The 10,753-nt window shown below is 53.3% G+C and carries 7 protein-coding genes and 3 pseudogenes; 7 read left to right on the forward strand and 3 right to left on the reverse strand.

The annotated features are described in order from the left end of the window. Nucleotides 1–5: 5 nt before the first annotated feature. Nucleotides 6–110 (reverse strand): annotated as a pseudogene (locus ACJYUO_RS21310) (IS6 family transposase); the annotation flags it as partial. A gap of 72 nt (nt 111–182) precedes the next feature. Here ACJYUO_RS21310 and ACJYUO_RS21315 point away from each other — a divergent pair. From ACJYUO_RS21315 to ACJYUO_RS21345, 7 genes and pseudogenes are all read left to right on the forward strand, one after another. After that, nucleotides 183–944, forward strand: a complete 762-nt coding sequence (locus ACJYUO_RS21315) for an IS5 family transposase (RefSeq protein WP_494347327.1) — start codon at nt 183–185, stop codon at nt 942–944. A 16-nt stretch (nt 945–960) separates the two neighbouring features. Next, the gene (locus ACJYUO_RS21320; protein ID WP_494347328.1) at nt 961–1,242 is read left to right on the forward strand and encodes a HalOD1 output domain-containing protein; all 282 of its coding nucleotides are present in this window, start codon (nt 961–963) and stop codon (nt 1,240–1,242) included. Between the two features lie 110 nt (nt 1,243–1,352). Next, nucleotides 1,353–1,738, forward strand: a pseudogene (locus ACJYUO_RS21325) (hypothetical protein). Between the two features lie 425 nt (nt 1,739–2,163). Continuing rightward, a complete protein-coding gene (locus ACJYUO_RS21330) occupies nt 2,164–3,453 on the forward strand; it encodes an orc1/cdc6 family replication initiation protein (RefSeq protein ID WP_494347333.1) in 1,290 nt (429 codons plus the stop codon). A gap of 651 nt (nt 3,454–4,104) precedes the next feature. After that, nucleotides 4,105–4,781 (forward strand): annotated as a pseudogene (locus ACJYUO_RS21335) (IS6 family transposase). 311 nt (nt 4,782–5,092) lie between these two features. Further along, nucleotides 5,093–5,653: a hypothetical protein gene (locus ACJYUO_RS21340; protein ID WP_494347329.1), complete on the forward strand. Its 561-nt coding sequence runs from the start codon at nt 5,093–5,095 to the stop codon at nt 5,651–5,653. A 468-nt stretch (nt 5,654–6,121) separates the two neighbouring features. Beyond that, nucleotides 6,122–6,301: a hypothetical protein gene (locus ACJYUO_RS21345; RefSeq protein ID WP_006185501.1), complete on the forward strand. Its 180-nt coding sequence runs from the start codon at nt 6,122–6,124 to the stop codon at nt 6,299–6,301. 154 nt (nt 6,302–6,455) lie between these two features. On the opposite strand, the gene ACJYUO_RS21350 is transcribed toward ACJYUO_RS21345, so the two are convergent. Continuing rightward, the gene (locus ACJYUO_RS21350; RefSeq protein WP_494347330.1) at nt 6,456–8,102 is read right to left on the reverse strand and encodes an MBL fold metallo-hydrolase; all 1,647 of its coding nucleotides are present in this window, start codon (nt 8,100–8,102) and stop codon (nt 6,456–6,458) included. Between the two features lie 805 nt (nt 8,103–8,907). Next, a complete protein-coding gene (locus tag ACJYUO_RS21355; RefSeq protein ID WP_494347331.1) occupies nt 8,908–10,278 on the reverse strand; it encodes a GIY-YIG nuclease family protein in 1,371 nt (456 codons plus the stop codon). Nucleotides 10,279–10,753 lie beyond the last annotated feature (475 nt).

The following is a 10,753-nucleotide window of genomic DNA, read 5'->3' on the forward strand; positions in this document are numbered from 1 at the left end:
CACTTTTCCGTTGGAGTTTGATGCGGTCTTTGATTACTACACAACTGTTCAAGCCACTCTCGGACGCTCGTCCGACTGCCCACCCATGAATTATGGAAGCAGTTGGCTCTGGTGAATCGCCGGACAGCACGGACTTCGACCGTCAAATCTAGGAAGGTGAAGCGGGAAACGGCGGATGGTTCATGTCCAAAATTTCCCGCTTCACTGGGAAAGTAGTGACGTTGGCTAAAAGTGCTGTTGGTGGCCGAGGCGAATCCGCCGCCCCACAGGGTGGCGGCGGATTCGCCGACTACGCGGTTGTTTCGCTGCATTGTCTGCGGATTTACTTGGAGAAATCCTACCGCGAAGCGCTCGATCTCCTGAGCGAGATGCCACAAATACTGGCAGAGATCGGCCTTGAGAAGGCCGATCTCCCTGATCACTCGACGCTAGTGAAAGCGTTTGATAGGATCAAGATGGCGATCTGGCGAGTGCTGCTGCGCCTGTCGGCGCAGCTGCACGAGCCATCTGGTCACGCTGCGATGGACGCGACGTTTTTCGACCGCGAAAACGCGAGCAAACACTACTGCCGTCGGACGAATTATCGTGTTCAGACGCTCAAAACCACCGCTCTCGTCGATACTGAGTCACAAGCTATCCTCGACGTTCACTGCACAACCGAGAAACGTCACGACACGCAGATCGGCTGGCAACGATTACGTGAAAAACTCCGGGAAGAGGACGTAAGACCGCTGATCAAGCATCGAGAGTTCCGTCCCATCGATCACGCGCATAACGCGCGGATCGATGGGACTCTCTACGGTCAGAGAGCGTTGTCTGAGACCGTCTTCTCCGTGATCAAGCGCACGCTCGGCGATGCCGTGCGTGCGCGAAGCTGGTATCGAGAATTCCGTAAAATCGTTCTGATGTGTACCGTCTACAACATCAAGCGTGCTGTGAGCTAGGGAAATCCAACGTCGTATGGCGATTCACCACGACCAAGCAGTTGATTTGCATTTTGAGGGTGGGAAACCACTTTTCGATGAGGTTTCAGTCGGTATAGTTGACCCGGCCGCTCAGTCCTATTCGAAAGAGAGCAGTCCGATAGCACCGCCGCTCTACAACGTGATTGATTCGGAAGCATTGAACACTCTCTTTACGTCTGATTCCGGTGACGTTTCTACTGTCGAGTTCGAGTACGTTGGATATTCTGTTGTTGTTCGCAAAGAGGGCACAGTTGAGGTCTATCCGGCCAACCTTTAGTCAGTATTTCGATATCACTGTCTTGCCTCTTCAGCATGGAGTCTGGGATTCCGTAGACCATCGTCGCTATAGATTGCTGGTTCCTGTTGGTTAACACAGGGCGACAACCGATGTCCTACAACCCACCGACCCCGCCGGCGGCCCTCCCGATGGAATTAGTCAACACCCTCAACGAGTCCACTCTGGACGTCTTCTGGACGTAGCCCGCTACGCCGAAGAGTTGGCCGAACACAAAGAACACGAGGCCGGTCTCGTGAAAAAATCAGACGAGGACGACATCGAGGAGCAGCCCGATGATTTTCCAGACAATGTCCCCGCAAAGGCGATAATTACGACCAAGGAGATCCACAACAACTGCTACTACTACTGGCAGTGGTGGGATGGAGAGAAGATCCGTTCCCAGTACAAAGACCCGTTAACCTGGACGAATAGAAAGACGACATCGGAACTTGCCTTGGCCACTATCGATAGGCCCCGTGTTCGAAGTGTAAACTGATGGCTGGGAGCGGGAGAGTGGAAGACGAGGCCAGTTTTCACATTGATGGCGGGGGAGTCACAACTTACACTTCGATGACGGGGAGTAGGGCGTACCGCTTATACTTCGACAAGTGGGAGGAGAAGTAGATTATATCAAAGTCCTCGTTACACCTCGATGACGGGGCCTCCTGTTGGATATACCTCAGTATCGGTTTCGCCAGAGACGAGGAGAATCAGTCGAATACGGTGGATAAATTGACCAAGTCGACTGGATAAACATCGAAAGAGGTGAATCCTTTTAACGCCTCGGCATACAGCAAGCGTATGGCCGGTACTGACCAGGATGGAGTGGACCAATCTATCCTCGACGAAGGATATCATTCTAGAACTGATTCAGAACACGTAGAAGTCGGTGATGGGAGTACTCAGCGCTCGATCCGAGACATGCTGGACGACGAGGGAGAGACATCAGTTTTTGTCGACCGGGATCTCGTCGAGCCAGACACGATTATCGACGAGGAGCGAATCGTCGGTCGTGATGACCAGCTCGAAGCTGTTGTCTCGTATCTGAAACCAACACTTCAGGGTAACCGTCCTCCAAATATGCTGCTATACGGTCCTGCTGGGACGGGGAAATCACTCATCATCGGAGCAGTTACGCAACAGATTATCGAGCTCTGTCAATCTAGGGGCGAACGTTTTGGCGTGGCCGACATCAACTGCCAGCCGATCAACACCCTCGATCAAGCCGTCTTCGAACTCGTCCAGACCGTCGCGAACGACGTTGACGCAGAGGTCGGTGTTCCAGAGACGGGCGTGTCAACGAAGCACAAGTACCGACGCTTGTACGAACTCATCAATGATCACTACGACTCAGTCATTTTCATCCTTGATGAGATCGATCTTCTGGTCGGTCGACGAGCGAACGACGAACCCGCCTATTCGAAACTGCTCTATCAGCTGTCGCGAGCAAGTAACACAAACGAGATTGAGGGGCAAGTATCGGTCGCCGCACTAACGAACGACCCCAAATTTATGGAGGATATCGACGGCCGAGCCGAGAGTTCGTTCAATCCCCGGGACGTCTACTTCCCGGATTATGACGCGAATCAACTCCGTCAGATACTCGAAAACCGTCGCGATGCCTTCCGGCCCGATGCCTTAACTGACGACGTACTACCGCTCGTATCGGCATTCGCAGCCCAGAGCCACGGAGACGCACGAAAGGCAATCGACCTGTTCCGTGGTGCCGGTGATCTCGCGGATGAATGTGGTGACAAGAAAGTCTGCGAAGAACACGTCCGCGACTCCCAGAAAGAGATCGACAAGGACCGCTCACTGAAGCTGATAGAGGGACTAACTACCCAAAAAAAGATCTCTCTATACGCGACCGCTTCTGTCGCCTATTTTTCCAATTGGTCCGGGAGTTCGGTTCCGAGTCCAGTCGGCTTCAAGGTCTATCAATGGGTTACCGATGAGATTGATGCTGACCAGATGACACGGGAAACCTACGTCAAGTACGTCAAAGAACTCTCCACGTATGGTCTCATCTCGACATCTCGGAAGAGCCGAGGACGCGGTGGCGGAATGTACATGGAGTTCACGTTCACGGGTGATCCCGAAGCGATGATGAATCGGATCGTCGACGACACTCGTTTGGGGGCGATAGCCAAACAAAAGGATCTCCTTCAACCAGTGGTCAACGCTCAGCTGAGGGAGTTCCAGAGCCAGTAGATCTGCAGATGGTCTTCCGAGGATTCTCTCGAGGCACCCTCAGTCTTTGATGTGTAAACTTGAGTCTAATTCAAGGCTATATCCCAACATTCGTGATTAGTAACAGAATCGAGTACCGGACAGGTGCTGAAGATATCCCTCACGCCATGGCTATTATCGAAAACTACGAGAGATCCCTTGTGACGTCCTGAATGCTGAACACCCTCCCCCCGTCATCGAAGTGTAAACGAGAAGCGTAAGTCCAAGAGGAAAACACGAATAAAAGCGAATATTGGCGATAGAAGGTTCTAGGACAGCGATTTCACGAAGAACAACGCTCTCAGAGAGAGAATTATCACTCGGTTCGTAAAAGCAACCTCGTGATTAGGCCTACTGCGGTTTTGGTTATCACGTATCCCATATAAAACCTCGTCAGACAATAGCTAATCTTGAGACAGAATATAATCCAAGTGTTTGAGAACGTCACCACCACATATATAGTTCTTTTCACACCTCTAATATTTTTCTGGTTCTGGCTTCCACTCCCTTCGAAGGGTTTTACACATCGATGACAGGGGGAGGGAGTAGGGGTTGTCTCTTCTCGTTGTTACAGAGGCACTGTCTAATTGAGCCAGTTTGAGAAGTGAGCAGGTCGTACTATTGAGTTGGTTGATGCTCGCAGACCTGCTCAGCGAGAGCTACGAGGCGAATTTAGAAGAATCTTGGAAGAATGAGCGGACGGCGACGCCCATCAGGGCGTTCGCCGTCCGCCTCCATTAGACCGGTTGTTCGCTTCGAGATACAACAGCGATTCTCGCTGAATTAGGCGTTGAACGCTCTCACGGAGCGGTTTGGAACTGGGTACATCGACTGGCTGACAGCGGACGCGACCCGCCGACGGCATCGCCGTCGCGGGTCGCTGTTGACGAGACTGCTGTCAAGATTAACGGCGAGTGGTCTTGGCTGTACGCTGCAATAGACATCGAGACAAAGTTGATCCTCGATGTCGCGTTATTTGGTCGGCACGGTACCGATCCGGCAGCTGCGTTTCTACATAGACTCCGCGAGAAACACGATCTCTCAGATGCTGAGCTTCTCGTCGATCAATTCGGCTATCGGACTGCCCTCTCTCGATTAGGATTAAGCGGTCGGACCAACTATACCGAGCGAAACCTGATCGAAAAGTGGTTTCACACCCTCAAAATGCGTATCGACCGCTTCCATAATTCATGGGTGGCAGTCGGACGAGCGTCCGAGAGTGACTTGAACAATTTGTGCATTACTACAACCACCAGAGACCGCATCAATCTCTTGGTGGAAAAACGCCAATTGAGAAGGTGCAGAACTAGACAGTGACGCCGTACAGAACATATCGCGTTCCGTGTGATTGTCAACCGGAAGCGGTAGCCGTGGATCAGAGAAATCAGGCATCTTGACGTCGCACCCCACTCTTTGCTATCGATTCGATTAAGAATACCCTCAGCGGGTATACGCCAGACTCTGGGAGGTGCCAAACGGTCTCGGAGTGCTCATTCGAGCAAACTAGGACTGAGATCCTATTCAGATCTGTCTCTCCACCACTGAGTATCTGACCTGAAATCTAAGTTGTTTTTTCGCGCCTGACGGGTGAGGCGCTTTCACCTGTGCCTCGAGAGTACCCATGAGTACAGATCAACCGATCCATCGCGAGCAGCAGCAACCCCACCATGACCGCAGTAACACAAATGACCGAGAGCAAAGGTATTCCGGAGACATTGCTCGACTAAACGGGCATGAACTCATCGCAATCGATGAGTGGCTCCCAGGAAGGGAACCGACACAATACGATCTCGACCTCACCGATAGCGACGAGTATCGCACACGCTACTGGCGCTGCCGGAACTGTGGCCAAGAACGCAATCGTCGCGACGAATTCAGAGACCAGTGTGAAACACCAGCACCACCGACCCCACTCGAGGCGGAAGGGTACTCGATCGACGACGCGCGAACACGCCGCGCACTGAGCGAGGAGATGGGCGTCCGCTTCACCGCGGCGGGACCGGTCTACAAAGTCGATAGTGAGAGCGGGAACACATACGAGATCAACATCGAGGCAGAGACCTGTAACTGTCCAAATTTCGAACAGTGCCAGCCAGAGAGTGGCTGTAAGCATCTTCGGCGTGTCAATCTCGAGATTCGAACTGGACTCGTTCCTGCTCTAGATGGAACATTCATTCGATAAGAGAGAGGACTCGCTTATTCGAGGTTATTTATCTCCCTTAGAGTGGTGCAGGGGACGCGAACAAAGTCCACTGTACGATGTATGGAATCCAGATTCACAGCAATAGCGTCCGGCAGAGCTGAGACGATTCAATTCATGAAACGAGGTATCGCCAGATGACCGACCGCGACGAGTGCCGAGTAGCGACCTGTACGAGACTCGCCCGTGAACAGGCAGGGTACGGCCGGTTCTGTTCAAAGCGGTGTGAGCCCGCTATGAGCACCTCCAAACGGACGCTCGAGAGACTGCTCAGGAGGATGGAATCAGAGGATAGGCCAGAACAGAGAGTCACCGATGACAAGCAGGTTCCTCTCGACGATATTCACGAGGCGATTCTGTCGGTATACCCCATCCCTCTCTTCTACAAATGTTCCAGTCAAGCAACGATAGTCCTGAGGTTTATCAGAGAAGCCGCACCCAACATCGGCGATGCCTCTCACCGATCGACAGGAGGATCTCCTCGTCGCAGTTGCACTGACCGAGTTCAGTGTTCACTATGAGAACGCTGATCCCGAACTCGCTGAACAGGCGTGGCAGCTTGCAGCGAACCGTCTCGTCGAGTACGACATCGGGCCTGCCGAGGCCGTCGATACACTCGAGATAGGGTAGACGTGATTTGATACTCTCCTCGAGAAGACTGTAAAAGCGCCCGGCAAGGTGGATATCAATCGTCGCCAGCGAAATTTGGATACTGCCAGGGAGGAGAGTGGGTGGAGTGGCCATGTCGCGCGGTGGAAGCCGACAGTGACTACGTGATACCGTACTAGTCGTCGCTCGGTTCTGTTTTGATCGTTACGTCGACTACGTCACCAGCTTCGACATCGGCGGTCTCGAGGAGTTCCAAGACCTGTGTGTCCGCACCATCACTCAGCACGCGGGCCGAAACCGTCTCCTCGGATCGGTCGAGTGTCGTTTCAATCGCCTCGAGACGGGCGAGAACGTCTGCTTCGAACGATCGATCGTTCTGTCGGTCGTCCTCATCGCGTTCAGGTGCTTTCGAACCATCGTTCTCTGGATCAGTACCAGCATACGGGCCCTCGATAGCTCCTGAAAACGTCTCTTCGAGGGAATCGAGATCAACACCTTCTGCCTCGAGATTGATCGATCCATATCGACAGCGAGGGAGTGAGGCGTCGATCTCGAGTGACTGTTCTTGGAGAGCGTCCCACTGTCGGCTTTGAATTCGACTTGCAGTCGAGTCGGTGATCCAGTCGGGGACCTGCCACTCGCCGTTTTCGTAGAGACAGTGGATCCCTGTATCGTTCGTTCCCCACGTAAAACAGCGATCGAAGCGCTGCTGAAATTTTTTGAGTCTGCGTCCGCTCGCGTGCTTGATGACGACCTCTTTCGGAGCGATGTCGTGAACAATGTCGGTGATCGTCTCACTACTGGGATGATTCGACAGTGAAAACGCCTGTGTGGTACAGCGGGTGTCTGCTGGGTCGACCTCGTCTCCCGTCGTTAATTGAACGAACGCAGCAGCAGGATCATCGCCGATTGCTTGCCGAAGTCGCTGTGTACTTCCGGTCGTCGGCATCTCGGGGCCGGCAATCGTGATCCCGCCATCTGTCAGTACCTCGTTCGTCCGGTCGAAGACCGCTGTCGGTTCGACCCCAGACACATCGTACTCGAGGGTGTCGTAGAGTTTCGCAGCCTGTCCGACGAGCGTGATCGGAACCTCGCGCTCGAGCACTTCCGTACAGTGACCCAGCAGTGTTGCATAATGAACGCCAGTCAATGAACTTGCCGCGACGACCACTCGTGAGCCGGCATACGCCTGCTCGAGGGTCAATTGAAGCGACTCATTCAGTGACGTCGTGTAGGAATCGTTGCTCGCGACGTTGAGCAGGAGACAGTCGATATCAAACGGGTACGACGTTGCCAGCCCCGGAAATCCTGCACACGATCGCGTCGTGAAGTCGCCCGAAATAAGAATGTGCTGCTCGCCGTGTAGGGGGTCGTCACTCGCAGTCTCATCGTGAAACCGGACCAGGAACCCTGCCCCACCAGGTGTGTGGCCAGCGGCAATCGGCCGGACCTCGAGGCCGTTGAGGATCGACGTCCATTCGTCGATCGGTTCGAGCGCGTTGAGCGCGGCGGAGATGTCCCCGAGGTCGTTGTCCTTTGTAGCTTCCGGGAGGGACTGCTTGAGGATAGCGGCGGTTGTGTGTGCGGTATAGATCGGCGCATTGTGTCGGATGTTCGTTGCGAGCGTGCGATAGTGATCGATATGCGGGTGTGTGAGTAAGATTGCGTTCAGATACTCATCGTCTGCCAGTAGTGTATCGAGATCGACGCCATCTCCTGCATCGACGAGAATACAGGCACGCGTGCCATCCGCAGCTGTAAACCGCAGCAGCGTCGATTCGTTGCCGCTGTTAATATTCGCATTTTGATAGGAGACACGCATGCGTTTTATCCACATTGATCGTAGATCTGTATAAAGACGGAGGATCTTCTTCCAAAAGTGTCACCCGGCTCACGCGGTCATCGTCAGTAGCACCGAACCGACTGGCGAGAGGTAGACAGCTGAATCAGGCATCTTCACAGCGAAATTGCCACACGAATTCCAGCGGCCTCCGTCGCAGTCTTAACCAACGAAAACGCTCGTAGGAGCAAAGTTGTTGGTTAACACTCGAAGGAGCCGATGAATTTCGGCACTTACATCCGTGCTACTGGCACTCAACTCGTGGAATCTTAGTCGCCTGACGGATTGTATCTGTGTCTATACTGCAGCATGTTTGTCCGCGCCAACCGCCGTCACCGTCCTCGGGCGGGCTCGGCAAGCATTTCAATCCCGGTGTGGGTTTCTACCGCGTTGCGACGCCTAGACTACCTCAAGGACATGAAGAAGCCGATCGGGTTTCAATCCCAGAACGGGATTGAAACATAGCTGCCGACCGACGATGCAACGATGACGGCCGGGTCGCAGGGCGGTAGAAACCCAGAACGAGCTTGAAACCATGATTGGTGTCGGCATACTCTTGGACAATATCGAAGAACCTGCTGACGTGACTCACTTGGTGTAAAGAGAGGTGGTATTTGGCCAGTTTTTCACCCCCTGTTGGATGCAGGAGGTTGATGATCGGTGAACGACTCCAATGGTACAACGAGCGAATATGAACGAAAAGGACCTAGACAACGGTGGTTCAGACTCTCAGAGAACAAGGAATCATTCCCATATTTCTAGGAGTAATGGGGGTCAGAAACCCAAGTTACTCAGAAATCGTTTCGAATTGATGCTCCGTTTCCTTGACCGGTGCATCATCCGGCGCACTGGAATAATTGAGAAGTTCAGACGGATACGCATCCTGTGCGAGGCCGATGAGAAGCGGTTCTGCCTCGGCGAGATAGGCATCATATCCGTATGGTCCGCGATACTCGGCCGGATCCCACGCCCGAATCCAGAGGTAGGTCTGCTGCTTGAGTGTCCGTGTTCCCGATTCGAAGAGCTCGCTTGCCCAAGCGAGTTTCTTCTCCTCTCTCCCAAAGACGGTATTCGAGAGTTCACCGATATGCCAGTAATCGCCGTCCCCCCAACGTGCAAAACTCTCCGTCCGGGACCGATCCTTCGCGATTTCTGTGAAATTCGCGCTTAGCTCGTTTTTCTTCCCGTAGGCTTCTCCCTTTCCGATATACCGAGGGATGATATCTGTCACATCAGGGTTCTCGCTCTCTGTCCGCAGTTGATACATGACATATAAAAGACCGTCCGGACAGTTCGGAGGGACACCGTCCTTAGAGACACATCGCTTTCCTTCTCGCCGAATTTCCTCGTCGATAGCATCGCTACGTTTGAGGCCATTCTTCGGGGTTAGCTGCACTTGGAGATCCTCGTTCGTATCGAAGAGAGGGATCGGATCGGCTTCCGATGAATCTTGGATATCGTCGAGGATCGTTTCTTCGACCCATTCATGCCAGAGGTCGGTCTTTGACTGCCCCGTTATCTGTATGTCAGGAGTAGACGAGAGTGTTGTCGGTTCGTAGCTATCGTCACCAGTGAGCCAGTCCGGGCCGACCTTCCCCATTTCGTGGACGACTTGGTTCGGGACGAATTCACGATTCGCGAATACCCGTTCGAAACGCGATTGCGAGTGGACGAGTCCGACGAGTTTCGCCTCGAGTTCTTGCCGATATGGCGAGGATCCATACGGTCCCGTATCGAGTTCCTCAACGTTGAGAATCCAGGCATAGAGTGGGCTCTCGGCGTGTTCGTAGACGGCCGCCATGTGGTCGTATTTCGACCAGCTCCCCCACGAACCGTCATCTTCCCATGCGTCGGTCGGAAGGGCATCTCGAATTTTCTTAAAGTGTTGATAGAGTCTCGAGGTGATACTACTTGTTTCTCCGATATAGACCGGGATAACGTCGCTCGCTTGCTTCACCGGCTCGTCTAAGAGATAGAGAAAATATAAATACTGCCCATTTCCTCGTCCGTATCGATAGGTATCGAACTCATCAGCCGTGTCGAGTTCTTCACCAGACGTATCGATCATCGGAACAGGATCCGGCATCTCGGAAGAGCGAATATTCGTCAGAAGCGTTCGTCCGATCCAATCTTCCCAGCGTTCCGCTTTTGTGGCCATTGACTGACAGAGAATTCCAGCGAAGTTCATTAACAGTTTATGGTTGTGAGGACGTTTCGCTGCAGACTATCTGTATAGGGCAGCGAGAAATTTTGCAGCGATGCGCTCCATCATTCCTTATCGTTCGAACCGGACTCGTTCAACGGGAATCTAGAGGACCAAGTCGAAGCGGTGTGTAGCGAGTGTTAGGAGGCATACGTTGAGCGACAGTGGAGCAGTGACGTTGAGGGTGGGGTGTTACGAATCGAAGTCTGGGATGGCGGTGATCACTCGGAGTACTTCGCGGCGGGTGACGAGGCGATTCGCGGTGGTTCTGAAGGAGTACTACGAGTAGTGAGTGAGAACAGGCGGCTCTGGTGAATCGCTAGACAGCGTCGGCTTCGACCGTTAGAACTAGGAAGATGAAGCGGGAAATCGCCGATGCTCTATGTCGAAAATTTCCCGCTTCACGAGCAACGTCGTTCAGTTAGCTAAA

This window comes from Natrinema sp. CRL1, from assembly GCF_059162405.1.

What these genes read in the sequence shown, in the direction of transcription:
- ACJYUO_RS21315 (WP_494347327.1), top strand. Translation starts at nt 183, where the DNA reads ATGTCCAAAATTTCCCGCTTCACTGGGAAAGTAGTGACGTTGGCTAAA.
- ACJYUO_RS21320 (WP_494347328.1), top strand. Translation starts at nt 961, where the DNA reads ATGGCGATTCACCACGACCAAGCAGTTGATTTGCATTTTGAGGGTGGG.
- ACJYUO_RS21330 (WP_494347333.1), top strand. Translation starts at nt 2,164, where the DNA reads ATGCTGGACGACGAGGGAGAGACATCAGTTTTTGTCGACCGGGATCTC.
- ACJYUO_RS21340 (WP_494347329.1), top strand. Translation starts at nt 5,093, where the DNA reads ATGAGTACAGATCAACCGATCCATCGCGAGCAGCAGCAACCCCACCAT.
- ACJYUO_RS21345 (WP_006185501.1), top strand. Translation starts at nt 6,122, where the DNA reads ATGCCTCTCACCGATCGACAGGAGGATCTCCTCGTCGCAGTTGCACTG.
- ACJYUO_RS21350 (WP_494347330.1), bottom strand. Translation starts at nt 8,102, where the DNA reads ATGCGTGTCTCCTATCAAAATGCGAATATTAACAGCGGCAACGAATCG.
- ACJYUO_RS21355 (WP_494347331.1), bottom strand. Translation starts at nt 10,278, where the DNA reads ATGGCCACAAAAGCGGAACGCTGGGAAGATTGGATCGGACGAACGCTT.